The sequence below is a fragment of the Bartonella sp. OD88NMGDW genome, assembly GCF_042193775.1.
Taxonomy (GTDB): domain Bacteria; phylum Pseudomonadota; class Alphaproteobacteria; order Rhizobiales; family Rhizobiaceae; genus Bartonella; species Bartonella grahamii.
This window is the reverse complement of sequence record NZ_JBHIMA010000007.1, coordinates 1-22,849: the sequence shown is the minus strand read 5'-3', so window position 1 is coordinate 22,849 and position 22,849 is coordinate 1. Positions and strand designations below refer to the sequence as shown.

18 protein-coding genes and 1 pseudogene are annotated in these 22,849 nt (G+C 35.7%); 8 read left to right on the top strand and 11 right to left on the bottom strand.

Annotated elements, in window-relative coordinates; genetic code table 11:
* Positions 1 to 9: 9 nt before the first annotated feature.
* Positions 10 to 846: a cell envelope integrity EipB family protein gene (locus tag ACFIJR_RS06590; protein WP_273788136.1), complete on the bottom strand. Its 837-nt coding sequence runs from the start codon at positions 844 to 846 to the stop codon at positions 10 to 12.
* Between the two features lie 145 nt (positions 847 to 991).
* On the opposite strand from ACFIJR_RS06590, the gene ACFIJR_RS06585 reads away from it, so the two are divergent.
* Both ACFIJR_RS06585 and ACFIJR_RS06580 read left to right on the top strand, forming a co-directional pair.
* Complete coding sequence (locus tag ACFIJR_RS06585; RefSeq protein ID WP_375626268.1) at positions 992 to 1,453, top strand: RidA family protein; 462 nt, start codon at positions 992 to 994, stop codon at positions 1,451 to 1,453.
* Positions 1,454 to 1,586: 133 nt separating this feature from the next.
* Complete coding sequence (locus ACFIJR_RS06580; protein WP_375626270.1) at positions 1,587 to 2,009, top strand: HIT family protein; 423 nt, start codon at positions 1,587 to 1,589, stop codon at positions 2,007 to 2,009.
* A 7-nt stretch (positions 2,010 to 2,016) separates the two neighbouring features.
* Here the strand turns inward: ACFIJR_RS06580 and clpA are convergent, their stop codons facing one another.
* Both clpA and clpS read right to left on the bottom strand, forming a co-directional pair.
* Positions 2,017 to 4,368: an ATP-dependent Clp protease ATP-binding subunit ClpA gene (clpA, locus tag ACFIJR_RS06575; RefSeq protein WP_375627174.1), complete on the bottom strand. Its 2,352-nt coding sequence runs from the start codon at positions 4,366 to 4,368 to the stop codon at positions 2,017 to 2,019.
* Positions 4,369 to 4,374: 6 nt separating this feature from the next.
* A complete protein-coding gene (gene clpS, locus ACFIJR_RS06570) occupies positions 4,375 to 4,746 on the bottom strand; it encodes an ATP-dependent Clp protease adapter ClpS (RefSeq protein WP_375627172.1) in 372 nt (123 codons plus the stop codon).
* A 233-nt stretch (positions 4,747 to 4,979) separates the two neighbouring features.
* On the opposite strand from clpS, the gene ACFIJR_RS06565 reads away from it, so the two are divergent.
* The 3 genes and pseudogenes from ACFIJR_RS06565 to ACFIJR_RS06555 all read left to right on the top strand — a co-directional run.
* A complete protein-coding gene (locus ACFIJR_RS06565) occupies positions 4,980 to 6,329 on the top strand; it encodes a D-alanyl-D-alanine carboxypeptidase (protein ID WP_375626275.1) in 1,350 nt (449 codons plus the stop codon).
* 32 nt (positions 6,330 to 6,361) lie between these two features.
* Positions 6,362 to 6,640, top strand: a complete 279-nt coding sequence (locus tag ACFIJR_RS06560) for a hypothetical protein (RefSeq protein ID WP_375626277.1) — start codon at positions 6,362 to 6,364, stop codon at positions 6,638 to 6,640.
* 881 nt (positions 6,641 to 7,521) lie between these two features.
* Positions 7,522 to 7,883: pseudogene (locus ACFIJR_RS06555) on the top strand (integrase); the annotation flags it as partial.
* 668 nt (positions 7,884 to 8,551) lie between these two features.
* Here ACFIJR_RS06555 and ACFIJR_RS06550 read toward each other — a convergent pair.
* The 6 genes from ACFIJR_RS06550 to parA form a co-directional block, all read right to left on the bottom strand.
* Entirely contained in the window at positions 8,552 to 8,956 is a 405-nt protein-coding gene (locus ACFIJR_RS06550; protein ID WP_273788300.1) for a flagellar protein FlgN, read from the bottom strand.
* 3,732 nt (positions 8,957 to 12,688) lie between these two features.
* On the bottom strand, positions 12,689 to 12,907 hold the full coding sequence (locus ACFIJR_RS06545) for an EexN family lipoprotein (protein WP_375627169.1): 219 nt from the start codon (positions 12,905 to 12,907) through the stop codon (positions 12,689 to 12,691).
* 3 nt (positions 12,908 to 12,910) lie between these two features.
* Positions 12,911 to 13,180 (bottom strand): EexN family lipoprotein, encoded by a 270-nt coding sequence (locus ACFIJR_RS06540; protein WP_375653843.1) that lies wholly within the window; start codon positions 13,178 to 13,180, stop codon positions 12,911 to 12,913.
* Between the two features lie 187 nt (positions 13,181 to 13,367).
* On the bottom strand, positions 13,368 to 13,604 hold the full coding sequence (locus ACFIJR_RS06535) for an EexN family lipoprotein (RefSeq protein WP_375653841.1): 237 nt from the start codon (positions 13,602 to 13,604) through the stop codon (positions 13,368 to 13,370).
* A 1,122-nt stretch (positions 13,605 to 14,726) separates the two neighbouring features.
* Complete coding sequence (locus tag ACFIJR_RS06530; RefSeq protein ID WP_015856697.1) at positions 14,727 to 14,957, bottom strand: plasmid partition protein ParG; 231 nt, start codon at positions 14,955 to 14,957, stop codon at positions 14,727 to 14,729.
* Positions 14,954 to 15,583, bottom strand: coding sequence for a ParA family partition ATPase (parA, locus tag ACFIJR_RS06525; protein ID WP_015856698.1), 630 nt, complete (start codon positions 15,581 to 15,583; stop codon positions 14,954 to 14,956). The genes ACFIJR_RS06530 and parA overlap by 4 nt, the downstream gene beginning before the upstream one ends.
* Before the next feature lie 1,002 nt (positions 15,584 to 16,585).
* Here parA and ACFIJR_RS06520 point away from each other — a divergent pair.
* Positions 16,586 to 16,915: a TIGR01244 family sulfur transferase gene (locus tag ACFIJR_RS06520; protein WP_375653840.1), complete on the top strand. Its 330-nt coding sequence runs from the start codon at positions 16,586 to 16,588 to the stop codon at positions 16,913 to 16,915.
* Between the two features lie 1,553 nt (positions 16,916 to 18,468).
* The gene (locus ACFIJR_RS06515) at positions 18,469 to 18,624 is read left to right on the top strand and encodes a hypothetical protein (RefSeq protein ID WP_375653839.1); all 156 of its coding nucleotides are present in this window, start codon (positions 18,469 to 18,471) and stop codon (positions 18,622 to 18,624) included.
* Positions 18,625 to 19,025: 401 nt separating this feature from the next.
* Here ACFIJR_RS06515 and ACFIJR_RS06510 read toward each other — a convergent pair whose 3' ends face one another.
* Positions 19,026 to 20,027: a bifunctional riboflavin kinase/FAD synthetase gene (locus ACFIJR_RS06510; protein WP_375653838.1), complete on the bottom strand. Its 1,002-nt coding sequence runs from the start codon at positions 20,025 to 20,027 to the stop codon at positions 19,026 to 19,028.
* Positions 20,027 to 20,872, bottom strand: a complete 846-nt coding sequence (locus ACFIJR_RS06505) for a TIGR01459 family HAD-type hydrolase (protein WP_375653836.1) — start codon at positions 20,870 to 20,872, stop codon at positions 20,027 to 20,029. The genes ACFIJR_RS06510 and ACFIJR_RS06505 overlap by 1 nt, the downstream gene beginning before the upstream one ends.
* Before the next feature lie 1,240 nt (positions 20,873 to 22,112).
* Here ACFIJR_RS06505 and ACFIJR_RS06500 point away from each other — a divergent pair.
* The gene (locus tag ACFIJR_RS06500; RefSeq protein ID WP_375653835.1) at positions 22,113 to 22,472 is read left to right on the top strand and encodes a helix-turn-helix domain-containing protein; all 360 of its coding nucleotides are present in this window, start codon (positions 22,113 to 22,115) and stop codon (positions 22,470 to 22,472) included.
* The last annotated feature ends 377 nt before the right edge of the window (positions 22,473 to 22,849 follow it).

Sequence of the window (22,849 nt, the reverse complement as noted above, 5' to 3'; positions counted from 1 at the left end):
TTTCTTTAATCATTTAATATTTGCATTTTCACATTGATTAAGATCTTTTCCAAGTTCCAAGAATTCGAGACTGTTCAATTTTGCACGCACTGAAAAAGTTCCATAATCTATATGAAGATCACGCATGATACCATTCTCATGTAAGAGAAAACTGCTACGATAAACCGGCAAACCATCTTTATTTTCTCCATCATCAAAATAAGAAATTGTAACAGGCCAATATTCGTCTTCATCCAATTTTCTCACTTTTTCCGTTTCGCTATCAGATAAAAGCGCCTTCTTTTCCCCTATGACGATACTTTCTTTTATAACTTTATCTGCTTTATTTGTCCCATCAAATACAGTAACATTGTAAAAATGATGCCCTGCTTTTGCATGGCGGATAATATTTTTTAGTTGCATCATTGGAAATTCAGCCATTGCAAGCTTATACTCTTTTTCCTTTGGCTTTTTTAAGGTAACTGTAATACCATCTTGAGTACGCTCCGCGACCCCCTCAGCACGATGCGCAACCTCTTCTCCCTCTTGATCTGTAATATTAAAACGAAATGTACGGCTGTCTCCTGTTTCATAACTCGTCGTCTGTTGATCCGTTAAACGTACCGGCATATCTTCAATGTGAACACGACTAATAAAACGAAAACGTGTGCTATAGCCTTGGCATGCCGAACCAGTAAGCTCGTAAACCATTCGCCCTGACATCGCAGAAATTGTCATGTCATGAGAAACGCTATCGAGATGAAAATCATAAATTGCTCGATGAGGCACAATAAAAATAGGCTCTTCAGCTCTCGCTGTACATAAAAAAACAATATATAAAATTATTATAAATAATGATCTAATCATTCCCAAATTCCAAACTTTATCCCCGTTGCATAACATCATACAATAAGGCAAAAAAGGCTAATTTCTCAATTAACCACACATTTCCTTAAATCAAAAAATAGATTATACAATGAATGTATTATAGAGCAGCTATGGAGTTTAAATTATGACCAATATGATTGAAAAAAACTTAGAGGAATTCGGAATCACTCTTCCTGAAGTAATCTCCCCCCTTGCCAATTACATCACCACTTCACAAAGTGGCAATCAACTCTTTATTTCTGGACAACTCCCTCTTATTAATGGAAAACCAATAGCCATCGGTAAAGTTGGTGCAACTGTGAATACCGAACAAGCCCAAAAAGCATCCGAAGCTTGCGCTCTCAATATTCTCGCTCAACTCAAGGCAACTCTAGGTGACTTAAATAAAATAAAACGTGTGGTAAAAATTACTGTTTTTGTGGCTGTAGATTCTCATTTTACCGATATTCCTTTTGTTGCCAATGGAGCTTCTAATTTATTTGTCAATATTCTTGGTGACATTGGAAAACACGCCCGTTCTGCTATTGGTGTTGCCTCTCTTCCTATGGATGTTCCTGTAGAAGTTGAAGCCATCATAGAAATCTAAGCCTTCATTAAGACAGAGCCCCATCCTAAATATAACTAAAGTCAAAATACTTCTTTGTCTTACACTCTGATAAACTTTGCATTTTTTCGTTTTTAATTAAAATCTTAAACTTATAATAAAAGGAAATATTTGTATGAAACAAGCTTATGACAATAACAATATTTTTGCTAAATTGATTCGCAATGAAATCCCTTCTGTTCGTGTCTACGAAGATGATGATGTTATTGGATTTATGGATATCATGCCACAGGCACCAGGTCATACGCTGGTCATTCCTAAAAAAGGCTCTAGAAACTTACTTGATGCGGATACTGAAACATTATTTCCCGTTATTAAAGCTGTTCAAAAAATTGCAAATGCCGTCAAAAAAGCCTTTCAAGCAGATGGCATAACTGTCATGCAATTTAATGAATCAGCTAGTCAACAAACCGTTTATCACCTCCATTTTCATATTATACCACGTATGGAGGGAATAGAACTTACCCCTCATAATAATATGATAACGCCTACAGAAATACTTGAAGAGAATGCAAAAAAAATCCGTGCAGCCTTATAACACACTCTTAAGTTGTTGTGCTTTTTTTTCCTACACGTTTTTTTGTAAAATTTTCCATTTTACTTTTCTTTGAACTTGCAGATATATCGGAAGATGAAATTTCCAACTGTAAGCTTTCTTTTTTGCAATTTGATTTTTGTGTCAATACGCGAACAATGCCACCGTTGCGTAACTTTCCAAATAAAATTTCATCAGCTAATGGCTTTTTAATATATTCTTGTATAACACGCCCTAATGGGCGTGCTCCCATCTGAGAATCATATCCTTGATTGGAAAGCCATAAAGTTGCAGAAGGGCTTAATTCAAAACAAATTCCCCGATCAGCTAATTGTGCTTCAAGCTGAAAAATAAATTTTTGCACTATCTGATTGATGATTAAATGAGATAAAGGGGCAAACGGAATAATTGCATCTAACCGATTACGAAACTCTGGTGTAAATAACCGATTGATTGCTTCTATATCCTCACCATCACGATGTACCTTCCCAAATCCAATAGCTGATTTTGCCATATCTGAAGCACCAGCATTGGTTGTCATAATCAAAATAACATTGCGGAAATCAATTTTCTTACCATTATGATCTGTTAATCTACCATAATCCATTACCTGCAATAAAATATTAAATAACTCTGGATGTGCTTTCTCAATCTCATCTAGCAATAGGACTGCGTGAGGCTTCTGATCAACAGCATCTGTAAGAAGACCTCCTTGATCAAACCCTATATAACCTGGAGGAGCTCCGATTAAACGTGCTACCGTATGCCGTTCCATATATTCTGACATATCAAAACGCAATAATTCAATGCCTAAAGATGATGCAAGCTGTTTTGCAACTTCAGTTTTTCCTACACCTGTTGGTCCTGAAAATAAATAACTTCCTATTGGTTTATCCGGTTCGCGTAAACCTGCTCGCGCCAATTTTATGGATGAAACTAAGACGGAAATTGCCTGATCTTGCCCATAAACAACATGTTTGAGTTCTCTTTCAAGCTTACTCAATATCTTCTGATCATTCCGAGAAACTGTTTTTGGTGGAATTCTTGCAATTGTAGCAACAGTAGCCTCAATTTCTTTAACACCTATACTCTTCTTGCGTTGTTTTTGTGGCAAAAGCTTTTGCGCTGCGCCACTTTCATCAATAATATCAATTGCTTTGTCAGGTAACCTACGGTCAATTATATAACGTGAAGATAATTCTACAGATGCCTTCATCGCCTGATCTGTATATTTAATCTGATGAAAATCTTCAAAGTAAGGCTTCATCCCCTGCAAAATCTTAATCGCATCTGTAACAGAAGGTTCATTAATATCAATCTTCTGAAAACGACGCTCTAAAGCACGATCTTGTTCAAAGAATTTGCGATATTCTCTGTAAGTCGTCGAACCAATACATCGCATAGTTCCAGAAGATAATACAGGTTTTAAAAGATTTGCTGCATCCATATTTCCCCCTAATGTCGCTCCTGCTCCAATTAAGGTATGAATTTCATCAATAAATAAAATAGCATCTGGATACAGCTCAAACTCTTTAATAACTTGCTTTAAGCGTTCTTCAAAATCACCGCGATAACGTGTACCAGCAACAAGCCCCCCCATATCAAGAGAAAATATTGTTGCATTTGATAAAACTTCAGGCACTTGCGCATCAACAATGCGCTTTGCCAATCCCTCAATTATAGCGGTTTTCCCCACTCCAGGATCACCAACCAAAAGCGGATTGTTTTTTGACCTTCGACATAAAATCTGAATCATGCGTGAAATTTCTATTTCACGGCCAATTAATAAATCAATTTTTCCATTAAGTGCTTTACAATTGAGATCAACACAATAATTCGTTAAAGCACTTGTTCCTCTTTCATCATTATCCGAAATCTGCTGATCTAATTGCTCTTCAAGTCCTTCAAGTAACATGGATAACCCATCATCACGCGTGATACCATGCGAAATAAAACGTACAGCATCATAGCGTGTCATGCCCATTTCTTGAAGAAAATATGCTGCATGGCTTTCACGTTCAGAAAAAATTGCAACAAGAACATTTGCCCCCGATACTTCATCTTTTCCAGCTGATTGTGCATGAATCACCGCACGTTGGATAACACGCTGGAAAAAAGCTGTAGGCTTAGTATCCTCATCAGCTCTAATATGTTCATCTAACTCTGAGCGAAGATAATTGGTTAAGCGCTCTCGTAATTCCTCCACATCTACTTGGCAAGCCTGAATAACGGAATTTGCATCAGCATCATCTAACAGCGCAAGTAGAAGATGCTCTAATGTTGCGTATTCATGCTGTGCCTGAGTAGCAATTGTTAATGCACGATGCAAAACCTCTTCAAGACTAGGTGTAAAAGATGGCATAATTCCTCACTTCCATTCCATTACACATTGTAACGGATGTTCATTTTGACGCGCACATTCCCTCACTTGTAATATTTTCATTTCAGCGACTTCATAAGTATAAGTTCCACATTCTCCTATCCCACTGTGATGAACATTTAACATTATTCGCGTTGCCTCTTCGAAACTTTTTTTAAAAAAGCTCTTCAAAACGAAAACAACAAAATCCATAGGTGTGTAATCATCATTAAGCAAAAAAACTCGACATAATTTAGGTTTTTCGAGTTTTGCTCTAGCCTTAAGCGTTATAACCGCACCATGCCTAATTTCATCCCAATTCTTGCCCTTTTCATTATGCATAATATGAGCTGTAGAGTTTATTATAAGCATCTGTCCCATTATCGTTTTCCATGCAGCACATTTTTATCAATTTTAAATTCTTTCATAATTATTGCAATACCTGTATGTGTTAGAAAAAGATTCCCTCTATGGTTAGACTTCAATCACTCACTTATAAAATAACTTCTGTAAACAAATTAGTAATACCATTCGTCTAAACTGCATCAACAAATTACAGAAAAGGAAGCTTTATAGAAGTTTTTTAGGATAAATGGAGAAATAGGATACTGCAAGTGTATATTAATTATCAAAAAATTATGCGCTACTGTAAAACAATAGCAATTTCTTTTGTTGTGTTAGCTTTTTCTTACTGTTGGGCATCAGCCACACCTCAAGGAGCCTATCCTGATAAGTATGCGGCTATTGTTATAGATGCTACTACGGGAAAAACTCTATTTCAAGCCAATGCAACACTGAAACGTTATCCTGCTTCTTTAACAAAGATGATGACATTGTACTTACTCTTTGAAGCTATGCAGATGCGTCGTGTGACACCAAATACACCAATTCCTGTTTCACATTATGCAGCAATGCGTCCACCGACAAAAATTGGCTTTAAAGCAGGCCAAACAATTTCTGCAGAATCAGCAGCTAAAGCACTCATTACAAGATCCGCAAATGATGTTGCTGCTGCCATTGCAGAATATCTTGGAGGTAGTGAAAAAAAATTCGCTCAAATGATGACAGTAAAAGCTCGTAAACTTGGCATGAAACATACACATTTCGCGAATGCTTCAGGGCTTCCGGATGTGCACAATTATTCTACAGCACGAGATATAGCGACTTTGTCATTAGCTTTACGTAAACATTTTCCAAAACAATATAAATTGTTCAAAACAAAAAGTTTTAATTTCCGTGGACATAAAATTAACAGCCACAATAAACTCGTTAAAATAATGAAAGGTGTCGATGGAATTAAAACAGGATACACACAAATGTCAGGTTCTAATTTAGCAACTTCAATGCGTCTCGATGGGCGCTCTGTTGTCGCTGTTGTTCTGGGAGGTAAATCGTCTACTGCACGTGACGAGCATATGGCTAGCCTATTGAACCAATATTTGCCCAAAGCAAGCCAAATGAAAAGTGGTGAACGTTTAATGGCTTCTGTACGCTATCACTTACCGACTGGTGCCAATACTCCTATACCGACCATTAAAGCTGATTCAAGTAATTTTGACGATGAAATTTCGACTATGTTGACAGCATTTGCAGAACAACCTAAAAACTCCAATATCGCAATAACGGCTGTAAATAAAGTAATTATACCAATACCAAACCCTCAAAAAACTATACCGGTTGAGACTCATAAAATTGTAACAGCCTCTTTGTCCACAAATGCCGGATGGGCTATCCAAATTGGTTCTCTTCCTAGTGAAGAACAAGCAAAAACTTTACTTTTAAAAGCAAAAAATATAGCTTTTTCTACTTTAAAGCACGCATCTTCGCACATGCAACTGTTTGAAAAAAGTGGGCAGCGTTATTATCGAGCGCGCTTTACAGGGTTTCAATCAAAAAAAGCTGCATTTGACGCTTGCTCTACATTAAAGAAAGCAAATTTTAACTGCTATACTGTAGCCTACTAAAAATTTTTGAATTCTGCGTTAAGGATAGTATTATGACAGATAATGCTTTTGCTTCATTCCATAAAAAAGAAATTTTATTGAAGCAATCATCCCTCCTTTCATTGCGTTCTCTTCACGATGCTGCCGCAAAACTTACTGGTTTAAAATATAATTCGACTGCATTAGATACACAATCTCTTGTTAACCTTCTCATTTGCCAAACAATACGCAACCGTCGTCTCATAATGCCTCCTGTACGCATTCATTTACGCGTTGCTAGCCAAACTGGTAATGTGCCTATTAAAATCCGTCTAGGAGCAACAAATATTTAATTTTACAGACCATCTCTAAAAAATTATTTTATTATTAACCATTATCTACAGCCTTAGCCCCCCTTTGATAAAGATACTTTTTTCTTAAATTATGGAATTGTGCTGAAAGCTTTTCCAACTATCCAGTACCTCCAAGCTTTCAATAAAACCATTATTAAGGACATAAAAAACACCCAATATTTTTCCACTTTTGGATTTAATATAAAAATTATCCTTGATATCTTTTTGGAAAAAATAAATAGCTTTATTGGATGAAAGCTTATCATTTTAGGAGTTGTTGTAAAAGTTCAATAAAGGAAGTCCCTCTTAATAACGCTCCCCCCTACAACATAAACGCTGTAAAAAATAATCTAACTCCTCTTACTTTTATTTCTTTCGACAGACAAAGCAAACTGGAAAATACAAATACTATCGATGAAAAAACGTAAAAGAAATTATCAGATTAAATATCATTTTAACGATTTCCATAAGATTTTAATTTATAATTTATTTTTTGCATATTGAATAAGAGGTTTTCGTAAAATTCTCTTATTTTTCTTCTTATATTGAATCAGTCAAAATCGTTCGCTTGCTCATCACGAGCAAGATTGGCATTAAACTATTAAAAAAAAGGATGATAGTGCTGCTTTTCTCCCTCTATAAATAAAGATGCTAATACTCTATAGATTTTATACCATTCATGGGAAACTTACATTATACTATTCATATCCAAGATACTGATTTATAAAGATAGTTCATTATTTTTCATGTTAGATGAGAATCTCGAATATCGTAAGATTCTCTCATTTGAAATTTGTTTATGTTGAATCAATCAAAACTGTTCTCTTGCATGTTATGAGCGAGATTAGTGTGTGGTGTGAAACCGTACAAAAAAACTCAAAATGCCTATAATGAACCGTTTCAAATACCAAGGGCTTTGGTCCCCATACAGGGGGGGCTGGTAAAGTGTGTAATCGTGCCAGCGCACTCTTTTTATTAAGCATAAAGATCGTGGTGCTCAATGAATCTACCACTATACCATTCACGAACATCACCGTGAAATGGGATTAGGTGCCTTAAGAAATATTTCTTAAAAAAAGCACGTGAATTGGCAACACAATGACGTTCTGTTTTACATGAGGGACGTGCCCCCATTAAAGAACGAGAGAAACAGAAGCGTGAAATAATGCGTAATCTTCATCATTTAACAGATAGTGCTTTAGATTCTTTTGAAAAAAATAAAGCTAAATTAAAGGATGCTGGTACAGAGAAAAGCTGATTTCTAGCCCTTTATTCTTTCCCAATAAGATCGCCTCCCCATTTAAAATATTACGCCAACAAAGGTATATGCAATATATTCACTCAAATCTGGATGCTCTCTCCAATCTGACATACAAAAACTAAAAACAGCAGAAGAAAATATTAAACCACTTTAATTTTTGTCTCAAACATATAGATTTAAACAACTAACCGCTTCGTATCACCACACTTCAAAGGACAGTACTCTATAAGGCTTATAGGCAGTGTTCATCACATACTCTCAAAAGACTAATGCATAAAACCTTAATTACCATAGCCCCAAGTAAGCTGTTTTTAAGGCATCACGGGCTGGTCTAAATATTCTCTTGATCGGGGGGGGGCTAAACTAAAAAGTGAAGCTCCCTATTAACTCAGTCTGCAAATAATACTCTGTAAATCCCCCCCTTCTCTTAGTCCTCCCCCAGCTAGCTTCCCACAGCATGCGGTTCACATCACTACACCTTAAAAGACACTGTTTTAAAAACAGTGTTTTACAGTACAACAGGATAATAATTTAAATACCCAAATGCGCTTAAAACAAGTCCACTGACTAAACGCACTATTTATCCAAATAAACATGATCTACCTAATCATTGTCATCACTTAGAACAGCCAATATTCATCAGATTTGAATCATTCCTCTGTTTCTTTTACGCGTCCAGATAGTTGCATAGCTCTAGAAAGATCATTAACTGCATTTAAATGCGTCTGAAGCAATTCACTATTACGCTGTAATTTTTCTTGTAAATCAGACAACAAACTTTCAACTTCATGCTCAATATCTTGATTCATGTAGCGCTTCACATCGCTCATGGATTTATTAAGATCACGCAAACCACGTATTTTACATAAATTTATTTCTTCGTAATCTGGAACACCACTGCTCTCTAGCATATTGCTTTCATAATCAACAACTTGAGCTAATCCTTTAACAGCAGCAACAAATTTTGTCATCGCCCAATCACGATCAATAAGATTATTATCAAGAACTTTTGCTTTTGATGCAAAACTATCATCACCATATTGCACTACAGACATTTTTACTTCCCCTTCAACACTCTTGTTCAATCTTTCAAATGAGGGAGATTAAACAGGTTCTCTTCAATGCTGATACACTCAATAAAGCTCGTGGTGCGAACATCGCTCAAACAACAGCACGACAATCCTTCAAAGCGTATACCACTTCAACTTTCAACGCATTCTCTCAAGTATTTTTCTTGCTTTGCTCCAAAACCATCATTGCGGCTATACTAATTCACCAAAACGCTATAAACTTAAACCTTACGCAGTAATATTGAAAATCCTACATTTGCTCTGTCTATTTTGGTCTATTTCGCCTTGCCAATTTCCTTTGCCTATTTCGTCACCAGCACGCCTTCAACAGAAAACAACAACGCTCTCACGAGAACTTTGTCCATAAAAAGACCACCTGCCGACAAAAACCCACAGCATATCTTGCAGCATATCAAAGACTTAAGCTCATTAAAAATCTCAGCATTTTAACGATAGCAGCATCTTACCCTCCATAACCTTATGGCTTTCTCTGCACCTAAACTTGCATACCTTCCGGCACCCCATAAGATGGCACCCTACAAAATTAGTTTGCACCCATTCAAAAAGACACACCCTCCCCCGTACTCTTTCTGCACACATGCAGTATTTCGCATAAAAAACAAAAAGAACGCTCTTTTGAACAGATCAGCCATACAGCAATATAAAAAAAGACATCTTAGAATAGCTAAACAGCCATCAATCTCCCTTTTTTTAATTATCATTCGCTTTTCTTTGCAATGAACGACTATATAAGATTTTTTGAACCTTTTCAAGAGTTTCTTAGCCAATCAAGTTCGATACGTCTTCAATCGCATATTCACGCGCTTGTTTTAAAGAAACATCTCTTAAGTGTACCCAAGCCTATTTCGCGCCGTGGCCCATGAATAATATAATGATAAATCCCCCATGACGTGTATAAAATCCATTGAGCACTGTCCATCTTTACGCTTAATAAAAGAAGCAAGCCAGCACCATCACATATTTTGCTAGCCCCTCATGTTGCGATATCCTTGACATTTAAGTGCGGTTCAAAAAGCATGCCTTTCTTGTACAGTTTCACTCCGCATGGACCCTCCCCACTTGTAACTGCAAAAGACATGGTTTTGGTTGATTAAACCTCGAACAGATTTGGAATGAAAAAAATTACGGTATTCAGGACTCTAATTCAAATTGAATAACGATAGATTATCATTATCTATCAAAATATTATCCAATGCATAATGCTTAACGCTCCCCACATTGATATTTTCAGAATTTCCACAGCATCTTCCTATAGATTATTTCACTCCATAACACAGTTTTCTCTTAATATCGCGGCTTTACATGTGCTACTGGTATAAAAACATAGAAACAATCATTTTATAATAAAGGTACAATTTTTGTTACGAACTTTCTCTCATTTTCAATCTTCTAAATGCAGCTCTTCTCTTTCATAATCATCCCATCTCAAATCTATTCCATGTTGAATAAATTAAAATCACTTGCTTGCACATCACAAAAAACAACCTGATGTGTTGATAAAATACACTAAAAGAAAAATGTGTCTTATGAACCTTCTCAAATGCCAAGGGCTATAGTAAACATTGAAAGCAAGCGTACGAGATGACAGTGACTTGCTCTTTCATAAGTGTAAAGATGGGAGCATTCTATAGATTTTATATTATTTCACGAGAACTTTACTGTTATACCATCTACGAGTGTCATCGTAAAATATTTGTCGTGTGCATTGAGAGATATTTTTTTACACGTACATAAATGTACAATACAAATATATTAATATACAACATAAGTATATTTTGTTTGGAACGTTCTTTTCTTTTGTGCAAAACATGCCCATTAGAGCAACATTAACCAATCTTGCTATGAAATAAACGATCAGAAAACATTTTTGTCTTCTTCCGCGCACCTTAAAGCACCAAGATCTTAACTCAATCTGCTCTGTACGCAGTCTGAATTTTTGTCAAGCGATCTTCTCTTGACTTTCCACTCATGTGATTCACTTAAACGAAAGGCTCAATAAATAAACCTACGAAATCAATTAATATTCTCTTTAAAACTTTCTTTTTTAGGATTTACAGTGCTCCAATTCCTCAAGCCTTTATAAAAAAGGAAAGATTCTAAGCTTGCCTAATATATTATATCAACATATACTACTTATATCAACATATACTACAGATTATAACATATTGTTATTCATAAAATCACCTCAAAAAGAACAGAAAGAGGTTTTTATGGCTGATCTCGTAAAAGCCGCTGTGCTTTATTTAACCTTGATTATCACCATGAATGCTTTTGTTGTTATTTTAGTTCTCGTAATAGAAATATACTAAGCATATTCTCTTGGCTTTTTATAATTTGCTCAAACGATCATCTTAATTTTACATAAGATCAAAGCAAAATTTTAATTCTACAGATAAATCACACACCCAATTTCAAACATCGCTTGCAACTATTTAAATGTTAACTCTGCTTTTTGTATGCATTTTTAACCATCAGTTTCCGTCTTTTCATGCTACTTGAATCTCAACTTCATTCCCGCCTTAAAGAACTAAATTTTCTACCAAATCCGATCTGTAAATAATTTGTCTCCTCATTGAGTAAGTTCCTCTTGCTTCTTCCCTTCAGGGCATATCACAATTCTAAAGGAATATTTCAAGAAACTTTTGATAAATCCATTGAACACCATCATCATACACTTGCGAGGGAATAAACCAGCACCATCACACACTTTTCCAGCACCAAATGTTGCAAACAAAACCTTTAGTACTTGAGATAGTTCAAAAAATCATTTTTACTTCTTTCTTCAACAGTTTTTATCCACACGGACCCTCCATGCTTGTAACGTGCAAGTAGATGATTTTAATTGATTCAACCTAGAACAGATTTTGACGAGATCCTTATTCAACATAAAATAATTAAATTATTTTTATAAATCAAAGTATTATTCAAAAAACATTCATCACACACTCGAGAACAAAAAAAACTCATACATAAAGTTTTACATAAGCTCCACCGCTCAACATGATAATATTACAACACAATTAAGATAAAAAAATAACAAGGGAAAACCTTGCAAACTCAGAAAAGAGAGGGAAAAAATGAAACGGTGGGAAGAGCGCTCAATTCCTCACACATCCAGCAAAACCGTCCTAGAAAAACTGCCTCACGTCTTAACTAATGTTATAATATTCTCAAATCAAAAGCAATTTTTTTAAAATAGTTTGAGAAAAACATTTGAATATAAAACGATAATAATTCCATTCAGAATGTTTTTCTCTTTATTAAAATAGAGAAAAGTAAATTCAAAACAGATGTTTCCTCCCAATTTTTTTCGAAATTAGCCGCAACGCTTAAAGCCGGTCTTAGTGTGATGAAACATTTATTTGTGATAAAGTCAGCAAAACACCCCAAAGGTAAATTTAATCTCATGTTTTAAATACATGCAACCAAGACATTAAACAATCAGCGCATAATTTGAAAAATTAGCAGTAACACGTAGCAACTCATTCGGATGCAATACTATCACAATTAAAAGCACTTTTTGGCTAGACAAATGACAGTATAGCATCCGTTTACATAAAGAGTACAGATCGTAAACGACTAATTCTTGAAGCCATAAAAAGACTCTCTAAAAGTTAGAGAGAATCTAAAAAACAAAATAGAATCAATAACTACCAAATTCCTTATTGATAGAGTAATTTATTGAATTTTAAGTTTTTAATTAATGCCAAACATAAGTTCCATATAGGCTTGTCTGGCATGTTGACAATTTTTAGATTTCTCTATAGACGATCGATCCATCTTTTCACATTTTTTTGCCCACTCTTCGAGTAATGTATTATCTTTCTTGAATTCCGCTACGCTGTAATTTTTTTCGCAACCAGCAACGACAAGTCCAGTACAAACCAGCAATGCTGTGATAATAATTTTATTCATGATTTAATTTCCCTCCTTTTTATCTTCAGTTTTTTTCTCGTCATCGTGTACAAAGCTCGCACCAAGCCAATCACGGGCATGAACTTCACGATACGCTTTATCTGCGTTCTTACAATTTTGAGAATCTAAACTCCCTGATATCATACATTTCATTGCCCATTGCTCGAGTAATTTAGGATCTTTCTTAAACTCTGCTACGCTATAAGTTTTTTCACAACCAGTAACAGCAAGTCCAGCACAAAGCAGCACTGTTGTAATAATGGCTTTATTCATCAATAAATTCCCCTTTTTTCAAATTTACAAAGTTTAGGACACAATTTAGGGACCCATTAAATTTGTACATGCGGTTCATTGTGCATTTTCAAAAATTTTATAATCAACTTCTGTACGCAATTTTTTCCAACCTATGATAATAAATCGCGTACAAAGAAAAACACCGCTATCAATATATTTTTATGATTTAATTGTTGTCCTGCTTTTTTTCAGTTTCATTCCCCTTTTTGCCACTTTCACGAAGTTGCTTTGCAAGATTTCTATAATGCTCTTGAAAAAGTTCCATATCGGCTTGCATGACATTTTGACAACTCTTGGTTGCAAAAGCAGATCCTCCCATTTTATCGCATTTCTTTCCCCATTCTTGCATCAATTTTTTATCTTTCTTAAATTCCTCAACACTGTAGTTTTTTTCGTGAACCAACAGTAACAAGCCCCGTGCAAAGCAACAGCGCTGTTATAATGATCTTGTTCATGATTTAACCCCTCTCTTTGTTTTATATTTTATTAACAATATCTTTGGATTCACATCCCCTCCTATATTGTGACCTTGCGTCTAACTTTCCTTTGCAAATACGCACACTTGCAACGCAAACATGTTAAATCATGAAAACTGCTTTTATTTATCAGGCTTGCATTTGTAGCATTATCTGCACGGCTGCTCTTTGTATTTGAAGTATTTAAACTTCAGCAGTAATTTTGATATCTTGGCATTTTTCAAAAACCACTTCATCATGAGAAGTCGCACAAAATCTTATCAAAAATTCGTAATGCCTATATCCATTGCAAATTCCCTGCAAACGAAAGAATACACCTTTTAACCAACTGATTGCGCTCTTATCATTTCTTAAACCACCGGAAAAGAAAGAAAACTTTAAGTCCCCCCTGCACTTTTTAAAAGCCAATAGAAATGCTAAAAAAGCGATCTTATACATTCCAATTGAAGCAAAAAACCTATTTCCTTGCGTACCATTACGACTGGTATTAACTATTTAAGACTATAAAATCATATAAATGTAAGAAATATTGTCTATAATATGCTCAATGACTTCTTTTGTTTATTAGGAATAACTTATAGCGCGCCAATATCAGTAAATTTTATGTATTTTTTTATCCCCCCTTTATAAACATGAATATAATTTAATAAAATGAATCGCTGCATAACAAAAAAAATAATTAACGCTACTCTTAATTACATTATTTACGCATATATTAAGTAAAATAAACAAAAAAATAATCTGACGTTTAAAATCATTATCAAGACAATCTTTTTAGAAGAGTACACTTATCTATTCATCTAACAGATAAGATCACAAGAAGTATGATGATTATCACATTTATAGGGAAAATTTTGAAACAGAGAATTTTTCGCAAACGCATCGCTCTTTCATGAGATGATACAGAACCTTATGAAAAACAACTTAAATGAAGCAGCCCTCGTGAAAAAAGAAAGGCGCTTGTATTATTAACTTCGTATAAAAACAACCGATATCATCTCTAGAAAAAGCATTCAAACCAACTAAAACTTATTATCATATATCATTTTTTACACTTTTCCGTATTTTTGTGAAAGCAATTCGCGCACCTCATCGGCTATTTTAGTTCCACGACTTGCACAACTTACCTTAATCAATCGATGCAAACTTTCTGGTATATCAATCGTGAGGCGCTTCATACCTCCACTCATGCTCCCTTTGGGGCTCCCTACCCATGCATCCGCCGTTAAAGGAATTGATTTATTCGTTGGTTTCGTGCCGATTTTAATTTTTTTATTCATCGCGCTAACTCCTTGATTTCCGCTGCAACAGCTTCAATCTCTGCTGTTGCTGGTCCTTGCTTATCAACTTCATAAACCGCCTTCCCCTGTGCTGCTGCTTCTGCAAAAATCACGCGCTGCGCAACGCTAGAAGAAAGAACATGCACGGGGTATATGCCAAGAGCTTCGTTCACATCACGCCCTATCGCTGTATTGACTATTTTACGATTGATAACAAAAGCAGATTTAAGATTTTCTTTATAAACACGTGCTTCGTCAATCAGCTTTACAATTCCATCTGCTGCCCAAATATCATAGGGACTAGGCAAAACAGGTATAAGCACCAAATCCGAAGCCATAAGAGCACTACGAGCAAGATCAGTCACACGCGGAGGACCATCGATAATAATATGATCATAACCATGACCAATCTGTGTAATCTCTTTGTGAACCGTTGCACGTGGTAAACCAATAACCGAAAACAAAGGTGCATCTTCACGCGCAGCAGCCCAATCCAATGCGCTCCCCTGTGGATCAACGTCAATAAGCAATACCCGTGCACCGGTACGCGCAAAACTGGCCGCAAGATTAACACTCAACGTAGTTTTTCCTACGCCTCCCTTTTGATTCAAAAGTCCAATGATCATTTATTACGCCTTTCAGCATTATCGTTTTTACGATTATACAGAAAGTAATAAAAGAAGCAAGCATCCAATACGTGAAAAATAACCATTTCTCCTATTTTTAGGATAAAATGACAGCCCGCAATTTTGTCTTTATAATATTCTTTTAGCATGAGCAAAAACATTATGAAGATGATGCTCTTGAGAATAATAAAAATAAATTTAAACAAGAGACACGCTCTTCTTCCCCCACCCTAAAACGAAGATTCTTAAATCCATATCAATCTGTAAACAATGCTCTGTAAATGATCCAGCTTATTATCTCGCGCCTGCCTTTTGAGCTTCTCCCTTCATGCAGTCCACTTAATGCAACGCTACAAATGAACTCCACTCTGAATATACAACAAACTATAAGGAGCATTCGTTGTCTTGCACGTTGAATGAGAGAGCCGAAATCAGGAAGATTCTCTCATTCCATGCCCTCTTATATTAAATCAATCAACATCATATTTCTTGTACGTTACAAGCAGGGCTGGCGTGTGAGTAAAAACTATACAAGAAAGGATTTAAAATCCTTCTTATGAACCGTCTCAATAGCCAAGGACTTTAGTATAACATTGGGGGCTGGCAAATATAAAAATGGTGCCAGCTTACTTCTTCATAAGCGTAAAGAGGGTGGTGATCCATGAATTTTATACTCTTTACGCTCAACAGGGCAAAATGGGCTTAAGAGAAATAAAGATACCTCTATAGCAAGCGTGTGAACAAGCAACACAATGGAATGTCTATGCTGGGTAAACACAATGGATCATCCATAAAAACCAAACAGCCGTCTTGCATAAAGTTGAATAACGAACATGTTGCGGAGTGAGATATGTTGCATCTTACAACTCATTTTCCCCAAATAGATTTTCTCGACAAAAAGAATATTTTTATTAAGATGCCATTGAAAAACTTACCTTCATTATGTTCTTTTATATACCAGACCAGAGGGTATCGTGAAGATCGTGCAATTGAGAATAAAAAATGAATTTACAAAAAATTGAACCTGATATTTTTATCAGCGCCCAAATTAGCATAGAAAATATCAAAACATTGGCACAAGCTGGTTTTAAAACAATTATCTGTAACCGCCCCGATCACGAGGAACTTCATCAAACTGACTTTTCTAGCATTAAAACGGTCGCAAATGAATATGGCATAAAAGCCTATCACATTCCCATTTCTCCTCCAACTATAGAAAAGTCAGCTGTTGAAGCCATGCAAACAATTTTAAAAACAGCCCCCCTCCCTCTTCTTGCCTATTGCCATCACGGAGCACGCTCGCTGCATCTTTATCGTTTGGCACGTCTTTAAACATAGGTTTCATACACTTCCTCATCGCCTTAAAAGATGAAGAATCTTAAATACACATCGATCTGTAAAAATAATCTGTCAATAATCTTTGTCTTGCACTTTCCACTCAGGATTCCCACTTCATAAAGCTCTACAAGCAAACTTTGCTATTAAATATACAACAAGCATGCACACCTGAAGCCACAAAAATGCATGAAAATTCATATGATGATCAAGGAAATTTATTTTCACCTCACCTTTTATCACTGCTTCACCTTCTTTGTCTCTTCCTTTACCAGTACGAGCTCATTCGTACGCCACAGACACCTAAAACAACAGTAAAACCACTAAGAAAACCCCCATATTCCGTATAAAAGGCATGCAGAATATTTTATAAAAAAGCTGTAAGCTATAATCTATGATTAATTTCAACACATTGATTTATAACAATTAATTATTTTTCACGTTGAGTGAGAAACCCTAATACCGTAAGATTATCTCATTTTAAGTCTATTTATAGTGAATCAATCAAAAGCGTATTTCTTGTATGTCACAAGCAGGAAGAGTTCGTGTGAAATAAAACGAGTTAAGAAAAAATCCCTCTCATAAACGCTTTCAAATAGCCAAGGCTGTACAACACTGAAGGCTTGTCAATTAACGGATGATACCGGATTGCTATTTTATTAGGCATAAAGATGATAGCGCTCAACGGCGCTTGCAAGATACCATTCATGAGTGCCATCATGAAAATGGATATGGAAGCGTTGAGAGATATTTCTTTAAAACAAGCGCGTAAATTAGCAAAACAAGTATATTCCAGCATTTTATTTTACCTGTAGGACATGATAACCTATTCAAAGAACAAGAAAAGCCTGAAACTGTTATTTTCATGATTTAAGAGATATTGCTCTGAACACTTTTGAAAGTGGTAAAGCCGAATTTAAAAAAGACAGTTATCTGGACTGATTTCTCCTTTTATAACTTCATATTTTTCCCCAATAAGGCTGTAGACTGATTTCAGAGATTACCCAAACGAATATGGCAATAGGACTCTCCCCACCTGGTATACAAAAGCTGTAACAGCAGAGAGAGCAATAAAGCGCCTTAATCTTTGTCTCAAACATACTGCTCGCGTTGAGGACCGCTAAAGCAAAAGTTTTATGAGAAAAACAAAACCATAAAGTCATGAATAGAGCGAACATAGATTGGAAAGATGTCCCAACTTTTATCCAACACTTCTATTAAAAAACAACAAGACATAATTAGTTTTGCGTTTTCATATCCTTACAAGACTGCCTTCCCGTTACATTATAGGCGTTATATTTGTGAAGGACAAAGAAGATATATGGACAGTTCTTTGTTTGAGAATCTGAAACATTTACGTATTACGACAACCAAATTGTGCCTTTATCAATCAAAAGCATTAAAAATTTTTGAAACAAGTACACCTGCTTTCTCGCAATGATTTCTTTTTATCTGCAATCAATCGCAGTCTCCTTAATGTGAATTTCCTGTCACAACATAGGAGAGAAACGAGACTTAAAGCATTTTCCATCAGCTTCATTTTCGTTTACGTGATTGGTCAGCACAAAACAGCTGCTGACCACCGCTCTACTTCACAAGACTCAACAAACGAACCTTTTTTTAAATATTCATCATATGATACCAAATATCACATGCGTAAGGTTTTAGATAAACCCAATCCCATCATAAAAGATGATACGACATAATAAAGCAAATTAGAAAAAAGAGACCATAAATTTTTGAAATAAAAGAGTTATCGATTAAATTTTATCAAGCTATAAGCTTAAAATCGCAAGAAATTTTAAAAACAGCCTTTCTCCCCCTTCACGTCTATTATTGCCAAATAGGCTGGGGCTTATTCTTTACTGCATCTTTTATGATGGGTTTTAACCGATCAGAAAGAAACAAGCAGTAAACTTTTGAATGACAAGAAAAGCCATAAAATGAATTTTGAAAAAGATAATGCCAAAATCAGATATTCAGATATTCGATTCTTCCTCTCAACAACGGAAAAAACATATATTCCACGATGTTTTGGAATATATCTTTGTGATTATAATCACTTTAAGTGCTATTTTTACGGCTCTTCTCTCTTTTTCAGATAAGTTTAGGGCATATTTTTAAAAGTAAGCAGCCTATCCAACTTTGATAATGGTTGTGCTGTCTTTAAAATTTCTTTTGCTTTTTTTTCATCACGGTGCATTTGCGCAATCAAAGGTTCAAGCCCATCAAATTTTTCTTGTCCTCGCAAAAACTGCAAAAAAGAAACGGTACAGCTTTCCCCATAAAGATCGTCGTTAAAGTCAAACAAATAGGTTTCCAAAAGTGGCGCACCATCTTTAACAACCGTTGGACGACAACCAAAGCTTGCAACACCATCATACAAAACACCGTTCGCACGACGTAAACGCACCGCATAAACACCATGAGCCAAACGAACTTGGGAAGGCAACATTTGATTAGCGGTAGGAAATCCCAAAAGACGTCCAAGTTTATCGCCTTGAATAATATTGGAGCATACCCGATAGTGATACCCTAACAAATGAGCCGCTTTTTCTACGTTCCCTTGTGAGAGAAGCTGTCGAATAAAACTAGAAGAAATAATCAACTGTTTTGAATCTTGAAGACGAGAAACACAAGGAACTTGCACAACCTCAAATCCATATTTTTTCCCCCTTTGGCAAAGAAGATGTGAATTTCCACTTTTCTGATGACCAAATTGAAAATTTTCCCCTGTCACCACAACTGAAACATCAAAAACCTGTTTTAAAATCGATTTGATAAATTCATCCGCTGAAAGCGTGGCAAAGTGCGCATCAAAGGGCTGTTCAATCACGCCATTAAAGCCAAGGACTTTAAAAATTTCAGCTTTTTCAGCTGCCTCTGTCAAACGATAGACAGGAGCTGAACGTTGAAAAAAACTTCTTGGATGTGGTTCAAAGGTTAAAACAACTGCTGGTTTCTTTTTTATCTGCGCGAAATCAAGCGCTTTTTGCAACACCATCTGATGTCCGCAATGAACACCATCAAAATTTCCAAGTGCCAACACGGCTCCCCGCCAAGCCGAGGGAAACATGTGAGTCCCCTGAAGACGCAAAAAATTAGCCATTACTGAAGTGCCCACATGATTGCTTGTGGTTTATAACCATGACGTTCAAGAAAAGAATGCAAGGCTTGCTTATCCAACACACCATTTTGCGCATAATCATAATGATGAATCCCCCCCATAATATAAAGGGCATCAAGACCAAAATGAGCTGCCCCCTTAATATCTGTCAAAAGACCATCACCGATAGCTAAAACTTGACTTTTTTCCACAATTCCACGAATGTTTTGAAGTTTTTCAAAGGCACACTCATAAATAGGCGCGTGAGGTTTTCCAGCAATGCGTACTTCCCCCCCTAATTGTTGATAAAGACGCGCCAATGCACCAGCGCACCAAAATTCTTTATTTCCATAATGGACAATCACATCAGGATTAGCACAAATAAAAGGTAAATTCCGCGCCCGCATGCGAAGAAACATCTCCTCATAAGCAGAGGGTTCTTCGTCAAAATCTTCAAGAAAACCGCTACAGACGACAACAGAAGCCTCCCATTCTTCAACAAATTCACACTCTAACCCTTCAAACAGCACCAAATCACGTTGTGAACCAATAAAAAAAACTTTACGCGGAGCAGTCCGAATGAGATCGCGCGTTACATCCCCTGAAGTGATAATGGCATCATAATAGTCACGATGAACATTCATGCTTTGTAATTGAGCAGCAACATCTTCCCGTAGCCGAGGAGAATTGGTTAATAAAATAACACTTTTTCCCATTTGTCGAATTTTATACAATGCTTTCAACGCTGGTTCAAATGCATGTACACCGTTATGCACAACACCCCACACATCACAAAAAACAGCATCATAATGCGTTATAATAGTCTCAATATGGGTAAGTTCATTCATGGTGCACCTATCTTTATTTATCATTTAAAGCTGTCTTTTATTTCAAAACTACTTACCGAAAGATAATACTTGTGTCATCTGCTTTCTCAAACCATATTCCAACTTTGCATCGCTTATAGCAATCATAAGAAATGATAAAATAAATAAGTTATCGTTAAGTTGTGCAAAATTCTAAAACGCTTTATATCAAAAGCTTATCATTCCACAATGCTCATTTTTCTCATAAAAACTTTAATTCTAACAATAACTGCGTTGATACAGTTTTTTATCTAAAACACGCACATTCTTAAAAACGAACAAAAAAACTCCTTAAAAAAACGCTTCCCTAAGTATAGAATTATTAATTTATAATAATAATTTATTATTCATACATAATGAGAAACCAAAATATCTTTTCTCATTTCAAATCTGTTGATATTGAATCAATCAAAACTATTCGCTTGCACATTATAAGCAGGATGAGCGTATAAATAAAAACACGTGAAGAGAGAAAAAATAGCTTTTATCCTCCTTTTCAAAGGTAAAAACTGTCGTAATATTTTAAACTGACAAAGAGTATGTGCCCTCCAAGCATCTTTTTTTTCAGTAAAGATAGAAATATAGCTTTTATCCCATTCATCGAAGCTTTTACGTTATACACTTTACGAAACGCCATTCGTGAAATGGGCGCTAACATTGAGAAATATCTTCTCAAAACAAACATGTGAATATACAACAACCAAATCTATTCTGTTTTGATTTTATTTTGCATGAGGGCTCTTTACTCATAAAAGGTTTCCCCTATCATCATGATATCTCAGACGCATCAAAACAAGCCATTTTGGTTATTGATTAAGAACAGCACCATAGGCGGTGCCTTGAGCTTAAAAACCAAGGTTTACCTTTGTAAAAAGCGGATCTGAAAACATGAGTTTAGTAAGCGAGTCTTAAAAAGTTGAAAGGCAAACAACCTCTCATTTAAAAAATCTATCCATCTCAAGAAAAACTATTTTTATTGCCAATCTCCTAAAATTACTTTACTAATTAGAAAATGTTTTGGTCGTATACGCAACGACCAATAGGGCCTTGAAAACCCGAAACCCTAGCGTAACATAAACCCACTGTGTGGGTATCCCGGAATTCCGGGAGATTTTGCTATGTCCAGGTGCCCCAAGCACTAAAAGCAAAATGCTGACTAGGGTTCAGTGTTTTCAAGCTCCCGGAATACCAATGCGAGGGCGCTCGCAACCGGAGGGGGAAAATGCAAACTCAAAATCTTAATGTTGATCTTTTTGTAGGCAAAAAAATTCGCTTTAGGCGAAAAATGCTAAAAATGTCTCAAAAAACATTAGGGCATCATTTAGGTGTCACTTTCCAACAAATCCAGAAATATGAAAAAGGCTTAAACCGTGTGAGCGTAGGACGTTTAAAGGAAATTTCCGATATATTGAATGTCCCTATTGCCTTTTTTTACGCTGATATCATCAAAAAAGAACATACCCCGTACCATTATGATGAAATCGCCTCGAGCAAAGAGGAATATTTGCTTTTAAAAAGTTTTAGAATTCTTACATCTGTCAAACAAAAAGCAATTTTAAAATTAATTTCTGATCAAAATTAAAACCTTTAAAAACATAAGTATAGGGTGCTACACGCTCTGTTCTTGCCTTCCTTCCCACACACCAAAGGATGCAAATCCCTCCTCAAACTGGTTGATACACAATCCAACTTCTCAAAAACAGCTCCCTCTCGGCTTCACATTTCATATGGTTCCTTTCACAAAATTATACAAGAAAGCCCTCTCTTGAATATTCACTACACTCTCTTATCAAAACACCCCATGCATAAAGTTTTTATGCCTTACACCACACCTCAAACGATGATGTTTTTACAGCACAACAGAATAAGCATTCATGCGGATTTTTAAAAAATTAGCCCCTTCTTCGCTGTGGACGCTCCATTTATTTTAGATGATCTGCATTTAATATACCTGCTATA